The sequence below is a fragment of the Staphylococcus sp. Marseille-Q5304 genome (assembly GCF_943737015.1).
Lineage (GTDB): Bacteria > Bacillota > Bacilli > Staphylococcales > Staphylococcaceae > Staphylococcus > Staphylococcus hsinchuensis.
Genome location: NZ_CALSFP010000004.1, coordinates 21391 through 43128 on the forward strand (window position 1 = coordinate 21391; position 21738 = coordinate 43128).

The following is a 21738-nucleotide window of genomic DNA, read 5'->3' on the forward strand; positions in this document are numbered from 1 at the left end:
GATTTGTCATTTATTAAGAATCCCGTTGACAATATGAGAAAATTCTATATAAAAACCCGTGATAAACGTTGGTGTAACAAGGAAATCCCGGAATCCCACCCATTTTGACGAACAATCAACTCATTATTTATAAGTATTGATGATAGGATTGGGTCGGTTCTGTTGCAAAGTTGAATTTATAGTATAATTTTAACAAAAAGGAGTCTTCTGTATGAACTATTTCAGATATAAACAATTTAACAAGGATGTTATCACTGTAGCCGTTGGCTACTATCTAAGATATGCATTGAGTTATCGTGATATATCTGAAATATTAAGTGAACGTGGTGTAAACGTTCATCATTCAACGGTCTACCGTTGGGTTCAAGAATATGCCCCAATTTTGTATCAAATTTGGAAGAAAAAGCATAAAAAAGCTTATTACAAATGGCGTATTGATGAGACGTACATCAAAATAAAAGGAAAATGGAGCTATTTATATCGTGCCATTGATGCAGAGGGACATACATTAGATATTTGGTTGCGTAAGCAACGAGATAATCATTCAGCATATGCGTTTATCAAACGTCTCATTAAACAATTTGGTAAACCTCAAAAGGTAATTACAGATCAGGCACCTTCAACGAAGGTAGCAATGGCTAAAGTAATTAAAGCTTTTAAACTTAAACCTGACTGTCATTGTACATCGAAATATCTGAATAACCTCATTGAGCAAGATCACCGTCATATTAAAGTAAGAAAGACAAGGTATCAAAGTATCAATACAGCAAAGAATACTTTAAAAGGTATTGAATGTATTTACGCTCTATATAAAAAGAACCGAAGGTCTCTTCAGATCTACGGATTTTCGCCATCCCACGAAATTAGCATCATGCTAGCAAGTTAAGCGAACACTAACATGATAGATTAGTGGTTAGCTATATTTTTTTACTTTGCAACAGAACCATATTTCAGATATATCACGATAACTCAATGCATATCTTAGATAGTAGCCAACGGCTACAGTGATAACATCCTTGTTAAATTGTTTATATCTGAAATAGTTCATACAGAAGACTCCTTTTTGTTAAAATTATACTATAAATTCAACTTTGCAACAGAACCGTATTGAGTATCAACCCATTACTTATTACGGACAGAAAAATGAACAGATTAGACAATATAATCGTGGCGAATTATCAGAAGTATATAACGATAAAGAGAAAGAACAAGCACAAAATGAAATTAGATTACTTGTTCAAAACGCTAATGATCAAGTAAGCAAAAATGAACATAGTTATTCTATTTTATTTAATAGATATCAACGTGATGTTGGCTATATAGAGGCGAAAGAAACACTAAAAAATACGTTTGATAGTGCGTCTACCTTTGGTCGTAAAATTCAAAATGACTTACTTAAAAATGAAATTAAGAGACGTCAATTAGAATTTTATGCTGACAATTATGATACTAATTATCAATTTAGAAGAGATATTGAAACTAAAGGATATAGTCAACAAGAGTTTATTAATACTGTTAAATCTAACTATAAAGAATTACTCAATGAAAAGAATAAATTAGAAAGTAGAGAAGAAAAACGTAAAGAAATTTATCAATCAGCTAAAGATGTTTATTTAACTGAAAGTGAGAAAAATAATATAATTGTTCAGCAAATGTACCCTAAATCTCATAAACAATTTAGTAATGATGAGAAAGCATTTATTGTTGATGAGGCACAAAAAGGTAACTTTATAAAAGCAACTCATGTTCAATATCAATTTAAACAAAATAACAATATTCCTAATGATATATTGCTAGAAAATACTTATAAAAAAGCGAGTAAAGATATTTTCTTTAGTCAAAGATATCTCAAAAATTTAGAAAAAAATACCTTTGAATATAACGTTGAGTTGCAATTTATTAAGGAAAAAGAAAAAAATTGATAGTTATAAAGAACATATTGATGATGATTTAAGAATAGATATAGGCGATAAAAACTTTGAAAAAATCAAAGACCAAACCCCTAATGAGAAAGTTCAATTACTTATCAAACTTGAAAAATATAACAATGTCGATCAAAAAGAAGTTATCAAAAAACATATTAATCAAGTGGATAGAAATGATCATGACAATCATAATGAACATGAAAATGAACAATCTAATCATATTCATTTACCAACGATAAACGCTAGTGACTTCCTTATGTATTATGCGAATGAAACTGAAAAACAAAACAATATTAATCATAAGAAAAAGAAGAAGAAACAAGATAGAAATAACCAAATAAGAAGATAGCAGGCCGCTGAAATGATACAAAGTCCATTCTTTAGTAATAAGAAAGTGAACCAATGTGATACATTAACTTTGGTTTAAAGAAAACATTTAAAATTCATGATTATATGCCAACCATTCGACTATTTTTTGAGTTTGTTAAAAGTTCCGAGGCTCAACGTCAATAAAGCAATTGGAATAAAGCACCTATGATTATTAAAAAAAATAAGTTATAATATATTCAAAAATATTTTTGAATGAGGTGTAATTATGATTCAGACTATTGTAACTGCTGCTATTCTTTATATTGTGACAGCATTAGACTTATTAGTGATTTTATTAATGTTCTTTGCTAGAGCAAAGACTAGGAAAGAATATCGCGATATTTATATTGGTCAATATGTAGGATCTGTGACATTGATTGTCATAAGTTTATTCTTTGCCTTTGTCTTAAATTATGTTCCTGAAAAATGGATATTAGGATTATTAGGGTTAATACCGATTTATTTAGGAATTAAAGTGGCTATTTATGGTGATAGTGACGGAGAAGAGAGAGCTAAAAAAGAATTGAATGAAAAAGGATTGTCTAAACTAGTTGGTACGATTGCAATTATTACCATAGCAAGTTGTGGTGCTGATAATATCGGTTTATTTGTTCCGTATTTTGTGACATTAAGTGTTACTAATTTATTAATTACTTTGTTTGTCTTTTTAATTTTAATTTTCTTCTTGGTATTTACTGCACAAAAATTAGCTAATATTCCAGGAGTTGGAGAAATTGTTGAGAAATTTAGTCGTTGGATTATGGCTGTTATTTATATAGCTTTAGGTTTATTTATTATTATTGAAAATGACACTATTCAAACAATTTTAGGATTTATATTTTAATTTAGGTTGTGATTTTATATGAGTTATGAAAATGCTTGTGATGTGATCTGTGTACATGAGGATAAAGTTAACAATGCTTTAAGTTTTTTAGAAGATGATAAATCTAAGAAATTACTTAACATTTTAGAAAAAATTTGTGATGAGAAGAAATTGAAAATCATATTATCTTTGATTAAAGAAGATGAGTTGTGTGTTTGTGATATTTCTTTGATATTGAAAATGAGTGTTGCTTCAACTTCACATCATTTAAGACTTTTATATAAAAATGATGTACTTGATTTTTATAAAGAGGGAAAGATGGCATATTATTTTATTAAAGACGATGAAATAAGAGAGTTTTTCTCTAAAAATCAGGAGGGTTTTTGAAACGAGTGAAACGAGTTTCTTCTTGTCTTGATACTATATAGAAATAACGTTCTTTTTTAATTATAATTGATATAAGGAGTGATTTTAAATGGAATTAATTTCTAAATTAATTCAAGAAGATATAAATAACGACTCAGAATTAGAAACATTGTACAAAGAACAAGGAGAGAAATTAGAATTCTCAATAGCTGTTGTTAGTTTACGAAAAGATATTGGATGGTCACAAATGCAGTTTGCTCAAAAACTAAAAGTACCTCAAACAACTATTGAAATTATTGAAAACGGGGATGTACTTCCAACAATGTCTCTTTTAAGATCAGTAGCTGATGTAACAGAAAAGAAATTGTGTATTTCATTTGTATAATTAAATAATATAAAAATGTAACAATGCAAGTGTTAACTATTATTTTGAAAAATTATAGTTAACGTTCATTTTATGTTTTTAAATTTCTTGAAGGTTAGGCGAGAGCAGTATTGGAAAAAGAAAAGTCACTAAAAAAAGAGATTCAAGATTTTTACTTGAATGGTGGAACATATGATGAAAAAGAAATATATTTTGGAGATTCAGTAGGTAAAGAAAAATTATAAAATTAATTTGGCAAATGGACTTCTTAAATACAGAAGTCCATTTTTTATGAATGTATACCTTAAGTAAATGTAATTCAAAAAGTCAAAAATAACTTAAGAGCTCTAAAGCTCTACTGCTAATAATTTAATAAACTCATTCTTTATAATGAATTTTTGGACATGTTGTGATTGATTTTATTAAAAGGTTATTATTTTTTATGCTAAAAACAGAATAAAAAATAAGAGCATAAGGAAATACAATGCCACTGACGTGTCAATCAGCATAGCTGATGTATTGTTCTTACCATTCCTTCGTCATTTGCTCTCACTATAAATGCGGTTATACCAGTATTTATAGTACATTTACATTAGACAAAAATGAATTAAGTAATTTTTATTCTATAAATTACGAATGGCATTATTAATGTGAACACCAATCCTATAGATAAAGCCTATTTAAAGGGCTTCAGAGACCCTTTTATTCTAGTAGAATAAAGAATTTTGAAGTTTTATTCTGATAGAATAAGCCATTTTTGACAAAATGAAACACCAAAAACGAAATTTAAGTAGTTATAGAAAATGAATTTGTGTTATTAATTGATACTTAAAATTTTAAAAAGCAATAAAACAAATCGCAAATTTTTATATGTTAAATTTTATGTTTTTTAAATTTATAAGGAGCTATTTTGGTATGAAGAGTTAGAAGTTTATTCACTAATGATTTTTTTAATCTCTTCTTTTTAAAAATCATTTTTGATATTTGATTATGTGCAAACGTGTTCTAATTTATATAAATTGAGAAAAGAGCAAGGATTCCTTTTTCAGAAATCATTAATTTATGATTTATTTGATTAAGTAAACAAAGCGCTTAATAGATTAATTATTTCTATTAAGCGCTTTGTATTTTAGATATGTATTGTCTCATTTTCATTTAAACGTATCTTTCTTTATGCATTATTGACTGCTTATAAAGGAACATTGGTAGACAAATGAATAATGATAATAAATACTACATTTATTTATAGATCCTTTGCTTTTTCATTTTTTTGCGTTTTTAATTCCTGATTTTTAAAGGCTTCTAAAATCTCTGGATGGTTTTCTTTAGCATAAAATACTAACAACGCATCCATAAAATCTATTTTACTGTCTCGTTCTTCTGCTACTAATTCATCAAATAATGGTTTGAAAGTTCTGTGTATTTTAATAGATGTTTTTTCTCTAGTTATTTTTTCTTTCGACATTTAAAATCCTCCTTAAGTATAAAACACTTACAATTTTATTAATGCATCTAAATAAACTGTAATAGTATTTTAGTTAGTTCATCTTTAACTAATTCATTTCAATATTTGCAAATTTTTTTAATAATATACTCATATTTATTATAAACATTTTGACTTTAGAAAAAGTGGAAATTGTATTATTTTAATCGAAGTAACTATATTATTTTATCATTGAGCTGACATAATTCAACTTATCGGAAGTGCATATGCTTACGTATTCACAAATGATATAATAACAGAGTCGCCTTAACTTCCGGCGGTATTTTCGACGGAAGGAGGTGCTTAATATGCTTATGATCTTCGTTCACATCATTGCACCAGTCATTAGTGGCTGTGCAGTTGCGTATTTTACTTACTGGCTTAGTAGTAAACGCAATAAATAGGAGGCGACGTTAAGCCGCATCAAAAAATCCCCTCACTACCACAAATAGTGAGGGGATTGGTGCATATATGCATATAATCTTCGTTAGATGTATTATAACATCATAGTGGAGAGGAATGCAAAGATAGAAGGAACATTAAAGGAGGAAGGTTATGAAAAGTAAAAAAAGTTTGGAAAAATTGTATGATGATTTATTTAGTACTAATTTTTTAATTAACTATGGTTATTTTGATATTACTCCAAAAAATAATCAAGATATAACAGATTTAAATAGCTATGGTAAATCAGATGCATTTTATTTGAAAATATTTAACATGAGTAAGTTAGCAGAATATATTTCTGATAATCCGTTTTATACTATGAAAATGTTTAATGATAAAAAAGTATATAGTACTGAACCAATAACATTTACTATTCCGAAAAGTAATATATCAAGGAGAGAGTATAAAATCCCTAATATATATAGCTATTTAAATTTGATGTTTTTTATACAAAAAAATAAAGAGGAATTTAAAAGAATTTTTCTAGCTAATAAATTTTCAACATCTAAATTTTTTTCACTTGCAGATTTTGATTTTAAATTTACGGATAATTTAAAAAAGACTTTACTTTTCGGGGGGAATCATATATTAAATGTTGATTTATCCAATTTTTACCATTCTCTCTATACACACAGTATCCCTTGGGTAATAATGGGGAAGAAAAATGCTAAAAAAGAAAGGGATAAAGGGTTTTCAAACAAATTAGATAAGTTAATTGCCTCCTGTCAATACAATCAAACTCATGGAATACCTACTGGGAATATTTTAAGTCGTATTATTAGTGAATTATATATGTGCTATATTGATTCTGAAATGGAAAATAAAGGATATAGGTATGCGAGATACGTAGATGACATATCATTCCCGTTTAATTTTGAAGAGGAAAAAGACAAGTTTTACAGAGATTTTAATAAGCTATGTATGAAATATGAATTGAAAATCAATGATAAGAAAACCGAAATAAATGATTTTCCATACATACATACACAGAACAAAGACTTTATATTTAATTATTTTAAAAATTATTCTTCAGATAGTAAAGAAGAAACTTGGATTATAGGTATTAAAAACTTTATTGATTTATGTATAGATGAAGAAAGAAAAGGTAATAAAGGCGCAATAAAATGTATTTTTCCAGTAATAGAAAATACCTTCAAGTATAAGAAAATCAATAAAAATAAAATAAGTAAGATATTTGGCTATACCAATAATATTACTAAATTTAACATTTTACAATTTATATTAGATTTATCACTAAAGGACTCTAAATTAACAAATAGATGTCTATCTTTATTAAACTATTTGGCTGTTAAAATGGATGATAAAAAAGTAGTCTCAAAACAAGTTAAACAGTATTTTAGAAATAGGAACGAAGAGATTAAAAATTTATTAGTATTTTATAATAAAAATGATTATCATCAAGAAACATACCAGATTCTTGTCTATATTGTTGAATATGATGTAGATATTCTTTTAAAAAAGAATGTTTTGAATTTACTAAATGAAAATACAGATAATTTATCTTTGTCATTATTGACAATAATTTATCTACGAAAGCCTTGGAGAATAGAAAGTTTATTGAAAAAAATTGATGACCTATTTAAAAATTCTAAGGATAGTTATCCCGAAAAAATAGGTGTAATGTCACAAAATTTATGGTATTTCAGATATTTTATTTATTATTTAATAAAAGAAAATGTAATTCCTAAAGATAAAATTAATAGTTATTGCAATAGTCAAAGCTATAGATCAAATCAAAAAGGATATAAGAGTGATTTAAACTGGCGTTATATTAATTCAAATGATGCTGTGGATGAATTTTTTAATGAATTATTAGAAGAAAAAGTACCACTTATAGATTTAGAGTATGTAAATTTAATATAATTAAATTTACAATTGTATTGTATGATTATTGTACGCTCTAAATAAACAAAAATAGTCCTCTTATTTTAATAAGAGGACTATTTTTGTTTAAAATTATTCAAGACCATTCGCTTTCTAACATACTCATTTGCCATAAATTATAATATTCTCCATTTAATTTTCTAAAGTCTCTTTTTTCTCCTTCTTTTATAAATCCAATCTTTTTGTAACTTTTAATAGCTGATTTATTAAAGGCAAAAACACCTAATTCAATTCTGTGTAGTCCCAAATCTTCAAAAGCCTTTTTCAATAATTTCTTTATTATTTTAGGGCCTAATCCTTGGCCACGCATTTGCGGATCACCTACTAAAACTTTACCTAACGTGGCGGAACAATTTTTAAAATCTATATTATTTAAAGCAATATGACCTATAATTTTTTTTGAATTATTTTCTTCAATGATAACTTTATAAATTATTTTACTAGAATTTTCTTTATTTGTGTCTTTAATATATTCCTTTAATTGTTCTTCATCTAGGGGATAATTAAAATCTGTACCTGCCCATTTGACTAAAAGTTCAGGAGAGTTTATCCAGTTTATTAATAAATCAAAATCTTTCTCCTCAAAATATTCAAACTTAATCAATAAATTACTCCTTAAATAATAGGTTATTAACTATAAAAATTCAGTGAATGTTGCAATATAAACAACCACTACAATTTTTTGATACTTTCTTCATCAACTTTCTATCTTAAATTTTCGATTTTTTATAAAGCGTTTTGTATTATCTAAATAACTCTTTACAATTTACTGATTTTTAAGCTTTTGCTAATAGATTTATGCAACTTTAATATTATAAGTAAATCTATGCACTTCATCATTAAATTTAAATTCTGCCCAAATTTTATACATCCCTTTTTTAGGAAAATGAGCATAAAAGGTTGTAGAATCAGGTGATTCTGGGTGAACATGAATATAATCAGTTAATTGCTCATCAAATATAATCACATGTCCTAAAGCTCCTAAATAAGGTTGGGGAGTTAATTCTGTATTGAAAGTTAAAGGGACATGTTCATCTTCTTTAGCACTTATAGAATTTAAAGTTACATGAACTCCTTTGTTAACTTTTACCCAATTTTTATCAGAATTTAAAGATGTTGTAGAGGTTATTTTATCTCCAATTTGCAGTTCAATAGGATGAACGGAATACACATGGTTTTTTGGTGTAACATCAACAAAAGCCTGGTAAGTTCCTGGCTCTAATTGTTGGTTAATTATAAATAAACCTTCATGCTTTTTTTGAGGGTGTAGGTGGTAATATTTCTCCATGTCATTAGATACTAAAACGAAATGCATTTCTTTTTCATGCATAGTATCTAATAATGGGGCATTATTAAATTCATCTTCTAACGTAATTTCTATATTACCATCTCTATATACAACATTTGCTTTAATTTCGGGTTTGTTTGAATGATATTCATGATTATGATTCATATTTTTATCCTCCTTAATTTTTAATAAGGGCATATCATTAAACGATATGCCCAACTATTTAAATTATTTAATTACATCGTAACCTTGATCTTCAATAGCTTCTTTAAAGTCGTTGAAAGCTACTTGATTTTCATCAAATTCAACTTCCACATTCCCATTCGCCAAGCTTACTTCTGAAGATGTTACACCATCTAATCCATTTAATGCTTTTTCAATTGAATGCTTGCAATGGTCACAGCTCATACCTTCTACATTAATAACTTCGTTAGTCAATGTTGTCACCTCCTTTCAAGAAATATAAGATTCTTATAATTTCATACGTTTTAGACGTAAAGCGTTTGTGACAACACTTACAGAACTTAAAGCCATTGCTGCTCCCGCAACCCAAGGTGCTAGCAGACCAATTGCTGCTATAGGGATACCTGCAACATTGTAACCAAACGCCCAAAATAGATTTTGGCGAATATTACGAATTGTAGATTTACTTGCTTTTATTGCTTTTGGAATTAATAAAAGGTCTCCTCCTAAAATAGTTATATCAGCAGCTTCGATTGCAACTTCTGTACCTGTACCAATGGCAATACCAATATCTGCTTTAACTAGTGCTGGAGCATCATTGACACCATCTCCAACCATAGCTACTTTTTTACCTTCAGATTGAATTTCTGCTACTTTAGAAGCTTTTTCTTCTGGTAAAACCTCTGCAATAATCGTGTCTATACCAACTTGTTTTGCTATTGCTTGTGCGGTACGTTTGTTATCACCAGTTAACATAGCAACTTCAATACCTAATTCATGAAGTTTTTGAATAGCTTGTTGGGCAGTATCTTTAACTGTATCAGCTACAGCGACAACCCCTCTCAATTCGTTATCTACGCTTATAAGCATTGCAGTTTTTCCTTCTTTTTCAAATTGAGCGAGATTTGTTTCAGCTTCATTAGTTTGGATTCCTTTTTCACTCATTAGTTTTCGATTTCCGACAAAAAGTTCTTTACCATCAATTGTTGCATTTATACCGCGCCCTGGTATAGCTTCAAAATGGTCTACTTCTAAAAATTCTAATGATTTTTCTTTAGCATAACTTACGATAGCTTCAGCTAGTGGGTGTTCAGAACCTTTTTCTGCACTAGCTAACAATTGTAATGTTTGATCATCTCCACTAAAATCAGTGACTTCAGGTGTGCCATTTGTTATAGTGCCAGTTTTATCTAAAACAACTGTATTAATAGCGTGTGTACCTTCAATGTGTTCTCCACCTTTAAATAGAATGCCATTTTCAGCAGCTTTTCCGGTACCCACCATTATAGAAGTAGGCGTAGCTAAGCCTAACGCACAAGGACAAGCGATAACTAATACTGCTATTGCAGCAACTAAGGCTGGTTCAAATTGTCCCGGCTGAACTAATGAAATCCATATAATAAATGTGAAAATCGCGATACCTACAACGATAGGTACAAAATATCCAGAAATAATATCTGCTAGTCTTTGTATTGGCGCTTTAGAACCTTGTGCTTCTTCGACAACTTTAACAATGGAGGCAAGAGCTGTATCTTTACCAACTTTTGTTGCTTCAACAGTAATTGCTCCATTTTTATTCATTGTTGATCCTATAACATTATCATTTTGCATTTTTTCAACAGGAATAGATTCACCTGTCAACATTGACTCGTCAATTGAAGTCATACCTTTAATTATTTTGCCATCTACTGGTATTTTTTCTCCTGGTTTGATAACTAAATAGTCTCCTTCTTTTACCTCACTTAAAGGAACCATAGTCTCTTCACCGTTGCGTAATATACGTGCTTCTTTAGCTTGTAAATTCAACAATTTACTTAACGCATTTGTTGTTTGTGTTTTAGCACGTGCTTCTAAATACTTTCCGAAAAGAATTAAAGTAATTAATACAGCACTTGTTTCAAAATATAGGTGTGGCTCATAATTTGTATTAATTAACCACTTAATCGATTCATAAATACTATAAAAGAAGGCTGCGCTTGTACCTAAAGCGACAAGAACATCCATATTTGCTGACCCATTACGAAGGTTTTTATAAGCGCCTACATAAAATTGCCAACCAATAACAAATTGAACAGGCGTTGCTAATACAAATTGGAACCACGGGTTCATAAATATATGTGGTATTTGAATACCAAATAAATGAACGAACATTGTCATTAACAATGGAGCTGCTAAAACAGCTGAAACAACTAATTTAATTAACTGTCGTTTTAATTGTTTTTCTTTTTGGGAACTTTTTTCTGATGCTTCTTTTTTAGGTTGTGCCTCATACCCTAGGTTTTTAATACGTTGTTGAAATTCATCTACAGACGTCATATCAGGGTTGTATTCTACAGTAGCACTTTCTGTGGTTAAATTAACTGTAGCCTTATTTACACCTGAGATTCGATTTAAAACTTTTTCGATTTTATTCGAACAAGCTGCACACGTCATTCCCATTACATCGAGATCCACTTTTTCGGTTAAAACTCCATAACCTGTTTTTTGAATTGTATTTGCAATATCTTCTAATGATGTAACATTGGGGTTATATTCAATTGTAGCTTTCTCTGTAGAAGGATTTACATTAGCGTTAACTTCATCTAATTTATTTAGATTTTTTTCTACTTTATTCGAGCAAGCTGCACATGTCATGCCTGTGATACCTAATGAGGTTTTTTTAATATTTTCACTCAATTATTTCTTTCCTCCTATTTTGAAAATTGTTTTAATACAACCATCAATTCTTTGATACTTTCTTCTCCGTTGCCATTTTTAATACCTTCACTTACACAATTAGATATATGGTCTTCAGTTACTATAAAACCCACTTGTTTTAGGGCTGATTGTATTGCTGTTATTTGTACTAGTACATCTATACAATATCTATCTTCTGCTATCATTGATTGTAAACCGCGCATTTGTCCTTCTAATCTTTTGAGTCTATTGAGCAATGCGTCATTGTTTTTAACAGTAGTAGTGTTCAATTTCACCCCTCCTAATATACCCTAACGGGGTATCTCTTGTTGGAATCTATATTATACCCCCATCAGGTATAAGTCAATACAAAAGTTTCATATAAAAAATTAATATTTATAGTTTGTTTTAAGAGGTACACTTGTATAAAATGTATGCTAAAACTTATATTAGGAGAGATATATTTGGATAAAAATATACAACTTGAGCTTTACACAAGACCTACATGCTCTGATTGCCAAGAATCAAAAAGGTATTTAAACTCTCAAGAGATTAGTTATAGTCATAAAGATGTAAGTCAAAATTTGGACTTAGAAGAAGAAATGAAAAAAATATCAGGCAACCGAATTGTTCCCTTATTTGTTTTTTATAAAAAAAATTTTTGGGGTAAAAAAAAGTTGTTTAAATATTACGTGGGATTTGAAAATAACAAAAAAGATATATTAAATATATTGGAATAATTAAATAAACAGCCATTATTAAAAAATAATGGCTGTTTATTTAATGATGATGTTGACTGTCTTCTTCTTTCACGATACAAAACAATTTTTCACTATGATTATTGTTAGAAGTTTCAGTCTGTATTGTGACATGTTGAATATTTTGATGATTGAGTTCATGTTCTATACGTTTAAGTAAAAACTCATTTTCAGTAATGGTCATTGTATCTTCTACAACAATATGACAAGATAACGCGTTTAATCCGCTAGTTACTGACCAAACATGAAAGTCATGAATATTTTTAACTTCTTTGAATTTTTTAATAGTTTTAATAATGTCTTTTGTATTTATATTGCTTGGTGCTCCCTCCATTAATACATGAAGACTTGATTTTGTTACATAAAAGCCGCTACGTAGTACTAAAATTGCTACAATCACACTTGCTAAAGGATCCGCCCACCCCCATCTAAAAAATATAATGAGAAGGGCTGCTATAACTGCACCTATAGATCCAAGCATGTCGCTTATTACATGCAAATATGCTCCACGCATATTTAAGTTTTCTTCTACATCGCTCCCACGCAGCATTATCCAAGCCACAATAATATTAATAAACAAGCCTACCAAGGCGATAATTAACATGCCTGTAGAAGCTACCTCAGGGGGGTTTTTAAATCTCTCAATAGCTTCATAAAAAATATAGATAGCTATTAACATCAAAGTAATACCATTAAGTACAGCTGCTAGTATTTCAAACCTTTTGTAGCCAAAAGTTTTATTTGTATTAGCTTGCTTCGCTCCTAAAGTAAATGCAATTAAAGCAATACCTAAAGAAATAGAATCACTTAACATATGACCAGCATCTGAAATTAACGCAAGACTGTTAGTAAAGAAACCACCTAACCCTTCTACAATCATGTAACTTGTAATAATAATAAAACTAATTAATAAAGTCTTTTTGTTCGCGCCATGTGTATGATTATGATTGTGATCGTTTTCCATTTAATCCCTCCTCTTTTTAATGATGAAAAATATTTTCTATAATTTGAATTTTTGTTTTTATAACTATAGAGTTAAAAAATATAAAATTTCAATTAATGTTTTGTTACTCGAAGAAAATCATACTAACTTATGAATATATGCTCATATATTCATAAGTTAGTATGATTTTTATCCTTTGTCAATATAGAAATGCTTTGTATTTTGTATATTAAATAAAAACCCTACTTTGCTTTGGACAGTAGTGGGATTTTTGCATATGATAAACCACACTTCACTTGCTAAATATTAACTATATTATAATTAACAAGTGATAATTTCTTTTTAGAGAAAATAATGTATTCACGCCTAAAGGCGTGAATACATTATTTTTTTTTGAATAGTTTAGAAAAGATAGATTGTTTTTGTTCATTTTTTTTTGATGCTTTTGTAGTAATGATATCTTCTTTTGAATCTATATTATCAGTTTCTATTTTTTTGGTATTACTTAATATATTTTGGCTATTTAAATTCAAAGATTGTTCTTGTTTTAATGCAATTGTTAAATCATCAATTTGTCGATTCTTTTGTCGAATTTCTGATTCTAAATGCTCTATGTATTTATCGATATAACTGCTATATTGGTTATTTAATGATTCTGTTTTGTTTGTCGATTTTTCATCAAATTTTGTCGATTCTTTTGTCGTTTTTTTATTTAAAATTGTTTTTAGATAATCTATTGTATTATCATCTATTAATGATTTGTTACCTACTTTGTTTACCTTCAAATTTGAAGGTAAACTTTTTAAATGATAATGAATTGTTTGTTTAGAGACATCTAAAAGTTCAGAAACTTCCTTTACAGTTTTCATCAAATAACTGGGTCTCCTTTACTTTTTCATTTTTTGTAAAAACGCTTGACGTTCTTCTTCTGTATACGCAGATGTCTTAGATGTGGTTGGTTGATAAGTGTTATTTTTTAACCATTGTGGCGTCATTTCACGGCTTATATATTGTTTTGGTTTGCCTGTACTTATCATATTAGATTGTCGTTTCGAATGAATACGTTTCTCAGGTTCAAAAGAAAATTCTAACCATTCAATCTTTCGTCCTTTTTTAGCTTTAATTTTATTAATATTGAGATTTTTAAATAAAAAGCCTAATTCTTTAATTATTGGTTTAAATACATACTTATCAATTTCACTCATTCGATAACTTTTCGGAATATCTAAACGTTCTCTGAAATCATTAATTTGAATTTTGAAATATCCTGTATGTTTATATTGCTTTAGTAATCTAAACATATTTTTTGCATAAGTTGATTTTAGTTGTGTCATTTCCTGTAGTTCAAATTTAGTGAAATCAGCAGTAATTGAATTGAGTATATGCTTCAAATCATTATTAACACTAATAGACAGGTATTGTTTTTTTATATCAACTTTATAAGAAGTGAACAATACAAATTTTTCAAATGATTGCTCGTTACGTTCTGTATAAGTTAAATGCAACATTTTATCGTATACATGTTCTAAATCTTTTATAAAACGCGCTTGTGATCGTGAGTAATAATTACTAAGATGTTTTAATTCATCAAAAGGTATTTCTAGTTTACGTGTGTCTTGTTCTTTAAGTTTATTACACAATGTAAAAAACGGTTCTGTTGCAAAGTAAAAAATATAGCTAATCACTAATATATCATGTCAGTGTTCGTTTAACTTGCTAGCATGATGCTAATTTCGTGGCATGGGGAAAATCCGTAGATCTGAAGAGACCTACGGTTCTTTTTATATAGAGCGTAAATACATTCAATACCTTTTAAAGTATTCTTTGCCGTATTGATACTTTGATATCTTGTCTTTCTTACTTTAATATGACGGTGATCTTGCTCAATGAGGTTATTCAGATATTTCGATGTACAATGACAGTCAGGTTTAAGTTTAAAAGCTTTAATTATTTTAGCCATTGCTGCCTTCGTTGAAGGTGCCTGATCTGTAACTACCTTTTGAGGCTTACCAAATTGTTTAATGAGACGTTTGATAAACGCATATGCTGAATGATTATCTCGTTGCTTACGCAACCAAATATCTAATGTATGTCCCTCTGTATCAATGGCACGATATAAATAGCTCCATTTTCCTTTTATTTTGATATACGTCTCATCAATACGCCATTTGTAATAAGCTTTTTTATGCTTTTTCTTCCAAATTTGATATAAAATTGGGGCATATTCTTGAACCCAACGGTAGATCGTTGAATGATGAACGTTTACACCACGTTCTCTTAATATTTCAGATATATCACGATAGCTCAATGCATATCTTAGATAGTAGCCAACGGCTACAGTGATAACATCCTTGTTAAATTGTTTATATCTGAAATAGTTCATACAGAAGACTCCTTTTTGTTAAAATTATATTATAAATTCAACTTTGCAACAGAACCGTATTTTATGAGTACACTCTAAATTAAGGAGATGTATAATCAATCTAAAATTGTATTTTTATACTTTTGTTATATAATCTTTCTACTTAGAGATATATTGTAAAAAAACCAACAAAATGTTATATTAACATTACTATTTTATCGATGAAGGAGGATTAAAATGACAGCTTCTATGAGACTCAAATAAACCTTTTTGAATACAAAACTAAATTAATTCAAAAAGGCTTGTCCGCAATACACACTCATAGGATGACTTATGTCATTTTTTATCCTTCGATAGGAATAATAAACGCTTTCAAATACTAAAACATCATAATAAATTTTTAAGTGTTTGAAAGTGTAATGTGAATGAGACGGGAGTAGCCTGTCTCATTTTTTTGCGTACACGTCCTTTAAATATACAAGGAGTGTATAAATATGGAACAATATACAATTAAATTTAACCAAATCAATCATAAATTGACAGATTTACGATCACTTAACATCGGTCATCTTTACGCTTACCAATTTGAAAAAATAGCACTTATTGGGGGTAATGGTACTGGCAAAACCACATTACTAAATATGATTGCTCAAAAAACAAAACCAGAATCTGGAACAGTTGAAACGGTTGGCGAAATTCAATATTTTGAACAGCTTAACATGGATGTGGAAAATGATTTTAACACGTTAGACGGTAGTTTAATGAGTGAAATCCATATACCTATGCATACAACCGACAGTATGAGTGGTGGTGAAAAAGCAAAATATAAATTAGCTAATGTCATATCAAATTATAGTCCGATATTACTTTTAGATGAACCTACAAATCACTTGGATAAAATTGGTAAAGATTATCTGAAAAATATTTTAAAATATTACTATGGTACTTTAATTATAGTAAGTCATGATAGAGCACTTATAGACCAAATTGCTGACACAATTTGGGATATACAAGAAGATGGCACAATAAGAGTGTTTAAAGGTAATTACACACAGTATCAAAATCAATATGAACAAGAACAGTTAGAACAACAACGTCAATATGAACAGTATATAAGTGAAAAACAAAGATTGTCCCAAGCCAGTAAAGCTAAACGAAATCAAGCGCAACAAATGGCACAAGCATCATCAAAACAAAAAAACAAAAGTATAGCACCAGATCGTTTAAGTGCATCAAAACAAAAAGGCACGGTTGAGAAGGCTGCTCAAAAACAAGCTAAGCATATTGAAAAAAGAATGGAACATTTGGAAGAAGTTGAAAAACCACAAAGTTATCATGAATTCAATTTCCCACAAAATAAAATTTATGATATCCATAATAATTATCCAATCATTGCACAAAATCTAACATTGGTTAAAGGAAGTCAAAAACTGCTAACACAAGTACGATTCCAAATACCATATGGCAAAAATATAGCGCTCGTAGGTGCAAATGGTGTAGGTAAGACAACTTTACTTGAAGCTATTTACCACCAAATAGAGGGAATTGATTGTTCTCCTAAAGTGCAAATGGCATACTATCGTCAACTTGCTTATGAAGACATGCGTGACGTTTCATTATTGCAATATTTAATGGATGAAACGGATTCATCAGAATCATTCAGTAGAGCTATTTTAAATAACTTGGGTTTAAATGAAGCACTTGATCGTTCTTGTAATGTTTTGAGTGGTGGGGAAAGAACGAAATTATCGTTAGCAGTATTATTTTCAACGAAAGCGAATATGTTAATTTTGGATGAACCAACTAATTTTTTAGATATTAAAACATTAGAAGCATTAGAAATGTTTATGAATAAATATCCTGGAATCATTTTGTTTACATCACATGATACAAGGTTTGTTAAACATGTATCAGATAAAAAATGGGAATTAACAGGACAATCTATTCATGATATAACTTAAAAACTATACACTAATTTATATTGAATATTAGGTTCATTTATATCAATATAAAAAATACGTTCACAAGAAAAATATAATAGAAATAAGGATCCAATAAAATGACTCGACATAATGAAATTATTAAATGTGCAGAAAAATATCAATTACACATCCAACCTCAAACAATCTCATTGAATGAATCGGGACTTGATTTTCAAGTTGCATTTGGAAAAGATAAACATGGAGTAGAATGGGTTTTGAGACTACCAAGAAGACCTGACGTTTATAAACGAACAAAACCCGAAAAACAAACGGTAGACTTCTTACAGAAGAATGTTTCATTTGAAATACCGAAGTGGAAAGTACATGCAAAAGACCTTATTGCTTACCCAAAACTTACAGGTAAACCCGCAGCCACAATAGATCCAGAAATACAAAATTATGTATGGGAAATTGAACACAAACCATTACCAGAAAACTTTATTAACACATTAGCTGAAACACTCGTAGATTTACACAACATACCAGAAGAAAACATTAACGTTCAGCATATAAATATCAAAACCATACAAGAAATAAAAAATGACTTTCAAAGAAGAATGAATAAAGTTAAAGAAACTTATGGCGTATCAGATGAATTATGGAACAGATGGAAACAATGGTTAGAAAACGACGAACTATGGCCTCGACATGCGACCATGATACATGGGGACTTACATCCAGGACATATAATGGTAGATAACCAAGCAAACGTCACAGGTCTCATAGACTGGACTGAAGCAACCCACTCCGACCCATCAATGGACTTTATAGGACACCATCGTGTATTCGACGACGAAGGATTAGAGCAACTTATAACAGCATACGGTAAAGCTGGAGGTGAAATATGGCCACGAATGAAAGAGCATATAATAGAACTCAATGCAGTATTCCCAATGTTTATCGCTGAGTTTGCTATGGAATCAGGAGAATCGGCGTATGAAACGATGGCATTGAAAGAGTTAGGTATGAAAGAGTAGAACTTATATTAAAAGAGGCCCATTTTAAAGACGAAGGCAATCCTGATGAAATTTTAAAACTGCGTTTAATTAGTGATGGTCTTTGGTTTTCTATAATGTATTAAATATCTGGACATGGAACAAATGCAACAAATGGAAAGAATCGTTTTCGAAATTTCTAACTCCTTAAATCAGGAGGATAAATAAACGGTCATTTTCATTGAAAGCACTTATATAAATTTCATCAATTTTAATACCTACCGTAAATACATTTCATAAGTATTAAACAGATGATTAAAATTTTTAGTTAATTTAAATATTTATGATAGAGATGACCTTCAAATGAACGGTTCTGTTACAAAGAAAAAATCTATATTTATTTTTAGTAAGTTTTAATTATAGATATGTACACTTTGAGTACACCCTAATCATACAAATATAGTTGTTGAATTTATAACGACTAAAACGTATGATTAGGGTGTATATTAATTGTGGAGTGAAAATAAATGATTATAGGTTATGCAAGAGTATCTTCGATAGATCAAAATTTAGAAAGACAGTTGGAAAATTTAAAAACGTTTGGCGTAGAGAAAATCTTTACAGAGAAGCAATCAGGCAAATCAGTTGAAAATAGACCTGTATTTCAAGAAGCCCTTAATTTTGTAAGAATAGGAGATCGATTCGTTGTGGAGTCAATTGATCGTTTAGGACGTAATTATGATGAAATTATTGAAACTGTTAATTATTTGAAAGAAAAAGATGTTCAGTTAATGATTACGAGTTTACCTATGATGAATGAAGTTATTGGTAATCCATTACTGGATAAGTTTATGAAAGATTTAATCGTTCAAATTTTAGCAATGGTTTCAGAACAAGAGAGAAATGAAAGTAAACGTAGACAAGCGCAAGGGATTCAAGTCGCAAAAGACAAAGGTGTATATAAAGGACGTCCGTTACTCTATTCACCGAATGCGAAAGATCCTCAAAAACGTGTTATCTATCATCGAGTCGTCGAAATGTTAGAAAAAGGACAAGCAATTAGTAAGATTGCGAAAGAAGTTAATATTACAAGACAGACAGTTTATAGAATTAAAAATGATAAGGGATTATCTTAGTAAATGGATTGTCAATGCAAATGAGCATTTCTCACAGCGTCCCATAGTACATGTTAATCATGTATTATGAGATTTTAATAATAAGACAGGAAAAGGAGAGAGCGTTTTTGCCCTCTCTTTTTTTCCATATTTTTTCTCAATAATGAAGATTTTTAAACTATATTCTTTTTTTGTAACTATATAATCTATTCTACCTTTTGGTCACAGTTTGGACATTTCAGTGGACCTGTTTTCATAATACTCCTCCATTTATTAGTTTACATAATTGATGATTATCAGAAGTTACAAAAAATGCGTCACTATACTAGTGACGCATTTTAGCATTTTCTTTATTTGAAAAATTACTATAAATTAACTTTTTAATACTTATTATTTTCTAAAAATTCTTCTAAAACTTTATCAATTATTGATTTTATAGACGTATCTTTATCTAACGCCATTTGGTTTAGCCTTTTCTTAATATCAGTATCTACTCTCATTGTTGTACTTTTAGATATAGGTCTATAATTCTCTGTGTATTTCACTTCCGAAGTATCTATATTATCTAAAAATCCAGCCATACATTTCATTCCTCCTCAATTAATTTAATTCTACTAACTAATTCTTCATATACTTTGTTGAACATATGTATGACTTTTTTATCATGCATATCTTTATCTTTTATCCCATCAGCAGCGAACTTTTTTATTCTTTCTCTTTGATATATTTGGTGTTCAAATAATGCTTCAGAAAACGCAGATTTAGACATCTCTAATATTTGTTTATCTACTCGTCCATTTTTTTTTATTAATACTGGAACTGCACCAACTAATTCAAATGGTAAATCTGACTCTTTTTTTCTATCTCTTAGAAAATTAACAAAAGAAAGACTGCTCTCATAAGCTGATTGTTGTGTTTGAAATACCATTAAAATATAATTACTTGCGTAAACAGCATTATTAGTAAAATCTGAATTTATAGTAGGTGGCACATCTATAAATACATAATCGAAATCATAAATTTTTTCAATTTTTTCTACCACATTTTTTAAAATATATCTTTTTTTCAAAATGTCTGTTTTTGAAATAATATCGGATAAATTAGCCAAAGACGAATCAGCGGGCAATAATGATAAATTAGAAGTTAATCTAATGATACTTTCATCTATATTTCCACTTTTTAGCATATTTATGAATGAAAGTGATTCCTCTTTAAATTCTGGATAAGTTCTTTTCATAATTTGAGTAGCGTTACCTTGAGGATCAAAATCTATTAAAAGAACCTTTTTGTTATAGTTTTCAGATGCAATATAAGAAAGTAATGTAGATACTGTAGTTTTACCTACGCCACCTTTAAAATTTCCAACTGTTATTATATTCAAAATAACCCTCCTACATAATCTCATTGTTCTTAATTCATTCTTATATATTCTTTGTGTTGTTTGTTACATGTAACATGTTACTGCAAAACTTTGTTTCTTTCAACTTATACATAATCTCGTTGTTCTTAATTCATTCTTATATATTCTTTGTGTTGTTTGTTACATGTAACATGTTACTGAAAAACTTGTTTCTTTCAACTTATACATAATCTCGTTGTTCTTAATTCATTCTTATATATTCTTTGTGTTGTTTGTTACATGTAACATGTTACTGCAAAACTTGTTTCTTTCAACTTATACATAATCTCATTGTTCTTAATTCATTCTTATATATTCTTTGTGTTGTTTGTTACATGTAACATGTTACTGAAAAACTTGTTTCTTTCAACTTATACATAATCTCGTTGTTCTTAATTCATTCTTATATATTCTTTGT

22 protein-coding genes and 2 pseudogenes are annotated in these 21738 nt (G+C 29.0%); 11 read left to right on the forward strand and 13 right to left on the reverse strand.

Annotation, left to right across the window (positions count from 1 at the left end; translation table 11 throughout):
- Nucleotides 1–211: 211 nt before the first annotated feature.
- Complete coding sequence (locus NGI30_RS11170) at nucleotides 212–886, forward strand: IS6-like element IS257 family transposase (RefSeq protein ID WP_206141015.1); 675 nt, start codon at nucleotides 212–214, stop codon at nucleotides 884–886.
- 60 nt (nucleotides 887–946) lie between these two features.
- On the opposite strand, the pseudogene NGI30_RS11175 reads toward NGI30_RS11170, so the two are convergent.
- Nucleotides 947–1048, reverse strand: a pseudogene (locus NGI30_RS11175) (IS6 family transposase); the annotation flags it as partial.
- Nucleotides 1049–1094: 46 nt separating this feature from the next.
- On the opposite strand from NGI30_RS11175, the pseudogene NGI30_RS11180 reads away from it, so the two are divergent.
- From NGI30_RS11180 to NGI30_RS11200, 4 genes and pseudogenes are all read left to right on the forward strand, one after another.
- Nucleotides 1095–2274: pseudogene (locus tag NGI30_RS11180) on the forward strand (MobA/MobL family protein); the annotation flags it as partial.
- A 246-nt stretch (nucleotides 2275–2520) separates the two neighbouring features.
- Entirely contained in the window at nucleotides 2521–3138 is a 618-nt protein-coding gene (locus tag NGI30_RS11190; protein WP_251944102.1) for a CadD family cadmium resistance transporter, read from the forward strand.
- A gap of 18 nt (nucleotides 3139–3156) precedes the next feature.
- Nucleotides 3157–3504, forward strand: a complete 348-nt coding sequence (locus tag NGI30_RS11195) for an ArsR/SmtB family transcription factor (protein ID WP_000119677.1) — start codon at nucleotides 3157–3159, stop codon at nucleotides 3502–3504.
- Nucleotides 3505–3592: 88 nt separating this feature from the next.
- A complete protein-coding gene (locus NGI30_RS11200) occupies nucleotides 3593–3868 on the forward strand; it encodes a helix-turn-helix domain-containing protein (RefSeq protein WP_002440828.1) in 276 nt (91 codons plus the stop codon).
- Nucleotides 3869–5090: 1222 nt separating this feature from the next.
- Here NGI30_RS11200 and NGI30_RS11205 read toward each other — a convergent pair.
- Nucleotides 5091–5312 carry a hypothetical protein gene (locus NGI30_RS11205; protein WP_002440830.1) on the reverse strand — a complete coding sequence of 74 codons (222 nt, stop codon included), beginning with the start codon at nucleotides 5310–5312 and terminating at the stop codon, nucleotides 5091–5093.
- A gap of 326 nt (nucleotides 5313–5638) precedes the next feature.
- Between NGI30_RS11205 and NGI30_RS11210 the strand changes: the two genes are divergently transcribed.
- A complete protein-coding gene (locus tag NGI30_RS11210; protein ID WP_002441941.1) occupies nucleotides 5639–5734 on the forward strand; it encodes a type I toxin-antitoxin system Fst family toxin in 96 nt (31 codons plus the stop codon).
- Nucleotides 5735–5885: 151 nt separating this feature from the next.
- On the forward strand, nucleotides 5886–7658 hold the full coding sequence (locus tag NGI30_RS11215) for an RNA-directed DNA polymerase (protein WP_002440832.1): 1773 nt from the start codon (nucleotides 5886–5888) through the stop codon (nucleotides 7656–7658).
- A gap of 97 nt (nucleotides 7659–7755) precedes the next feature.
- Here NGI30_RS11215 and NGI30_RS11220 read toward each other — a convergent pair whose 3' ends face one another.
- The 5 genes from NGI30_RS11220 to NGI30_RS11240 all read right to left on the reverse strand — a co-directional run bounded on the left by NGI30_RS11220 (nucleotide 7756) and on the right by NGI30_RS11240 (nucleotide 12116).
- The gene (locus NGI30_RS11220) at nucleotides 7756–8283 is read right to left on the reverse strand and encodes a GNAT family N-acetyltransferase (protein ID WP_002440835.1); all 528 of its coding nucleotides are present in this window, start codon (nucleotides 8281–8283) and stop codon (nucleotides 7756–7758) included.
- Between the two features lie 192 nt (nucleotides 8284–8475).
- Nucleotides 8476–9132 (reverse strand): DUF8832 domain-containing protein, encoded by a 657-nt coding sequence (locus tag NGI30_RS11225; RefSeq protein ID WP_001831384.1) that lies wholly within the window; start codon nucleotides 9130–9132, stop codon nucleotides 8476–8478.
- A 63-nt stretch (nucleotides 9133–9195) separates the two neighbouring features.
- Entirely contained in the window at nucleotides 9196–9405 is a 210-nt protein-coding gene (gene copZ, locus NGI30_RS11230; protein WP_001831373.1) for a copper chaperone CopZ, read from the reverse strand.
- A 33-nt stretch (nucleotides 9406–9438) separates the two neighbouring features.
- Nucleotides 9439–11826, reverse strand: a complete 2388-nt coding sequence (locus NGI30_RS11235) for a heavy metal translocating P-type ATPase (RefSeq protein ID WP_001832797.1) — start codon at nucleotides 11824–11826, stop codon at nucleotides 9439–9441.
- A gap of 14 nt (nucleotides 11827–11840) precedes the next feature.
- Nucleotides 11841–12116, reverse strand: a complete 276-nt coding sequence (locus tag NGI30_RS11240; RefSeq protein WP_001831396.1) for a metal-sensing transcriptional repressor — start codon at nucleotides 12114–12116, stop codon at nucleotides 11841–11843.
- A gap of 174 nt (nucleotides 12117–12290) precedes the next feature.
- Between NGI30_RS11240 and NGI30_RS11245 the strand changes: the two genes are divergently transcribed.
- Nucleotides 12291–12566, forward strand: coding sequence for a glutaredoxin family protein (locus NGI30_RS11245; RefSeq protein WP_002489264.1), 276 nt, complete (start codon nucleotides 12291–12293; stop codon nucleotides 12564–12566).
- Between the two features lie 40 nt (nucleotides 12567–12606).
- Here NGI30_RS11245 and NGI30_RS11250 read toward each other — a convergent pair whose 3' ends face one another.
- The 4 genes from NGI30_RS11250 to NGI30_RS11265 all read right to left on the reverse strand — a co-directional run bounded on the left by NGI30_RS11250 (nucleotide 12607) and on the right by NGI30_RS11265 (nucleotide 15910).
- Nucleotides 12607–13548, reverse strand: coding sequence for a cation diffusion facilitator family transporter (locus tag NGI30_RS11250; RefSeq protein ID WP_001831389.1), 942 nt, complete (start codon nucleotides 13546–13548; stop codon nucleotides 12607–12609).
- Nucleotides 13549–13910: 362 nt separating this feature from the next.
- On the reverse strand, nucleotides 13911–14396 hold the full coding sequence (locus NGI30_RS11255; RefSeq protein WP_002440848.1) for a helix-turn-helix domain-containing protein: 486 nt from the start codon (nucleotides 14394–14396) through the stop codon (nucleotides 13911–13913).
- Between the two features lie 18 nt (nucleotides 14397–14414).
- Complete coding sequence (locus tag NGI30_RS11260) at nucleotides 14415–15212, reverse strand: replication initiation protein (RefSeq protein WP_002497232.1); 798 nt, start codon at nucleotides 15210–15212, stop codon at nucleotides 14415–14417.
- Between the two features lie 23 nt (nucleotides 15213–15235).
- Complete coding sequence (locus NGI30_RS11265; RefSeq protein ID WP_001105960.1) at nucleotides 15236–15910, reverse strand: IS6 family transposase; 675 nt, start codon at nucleotides 15908–15910, stop codon at nucleotides 15236–15238.
- 473 nt (nucleotides 15911–16383) lie between these two features.
- Between NGI30_RS11265 and msr(A) the strand changes: the two genes are divergently transcribed.
- From msr(A) to NGI30_RS11280, 3 genes are all read left to right on the forward strand, one after another.
- Nucleotides 16384–17850: an ABC-F type ribosomal protection protein Msr(A) gene (msr(A), locus tag NGI30_RS11270; protein WP_002440784.1), complete on the forward strand. Its 1467-nt coding sequence runs from the start codon at nucleotides 16384–16386 to the stop codon at nucleotides 17848–17850.
- Nucleotides 17851–17948: 98 nt separating this feature from the next.
- Nucleotides 17949–18848 (forward strand): Mph(C) family macrolide 2'-phosphotransferase, encoded by a 900-nt coding sequence (locus NGI30_RS11275; RefSeq protein ID WP_000196697.1) that lies wholly within the window; start codon nucleotides 17949–17951, stop codon nucleotides 18846–18848.
- Between the two features lie 485 nt (nucleotides 18849–19333).
- Nucleotides 19334–19942, forward strand: coding sequence for a recombinase family protein (locus tag NGI30_RS11280; protein ID WP_053038345.1), 609 nt, complete (start codon nucleotides 19334–19336; stop codon nucleotides 19940–19942).
- Between the two features lie 359 nt (nucleotides 19943–20301).
- On the opposite strand, the gene NGI30_RS11285 is transcribed toward NGI30_RS11280, so the two are convergent.
- Both NGI30_RS11285 and NGI30_RS11290 read right to left on the reverse strand, forming a co-directional pair.
- Nucleotides 20302–20502, reverse strand: coding sequence for a hypothetical protein (locus NGI30_RS11285; RefSeq protein ID WP_002448025.1), 201 nt, complete (start codon nucleotides 20500–20502; stop codon nucleotides 20302–20304).
- 5 nt (nucleotides 20503–20507) lie between these two features.
- The gene (locus NGI30_RS11290; protein WP_002448023.1) at nucleotides 20508–21302 is read right to left on the reverse strand and encodes a ParA family protein; all 795 of its coding nucleotides are present in this window, start codon (nucleotides 21300–21302) and stop codon (nucleotides 20508–20510) included.
- Nucleotides 21303–21738: the final 436 nt, after the last annotated feature.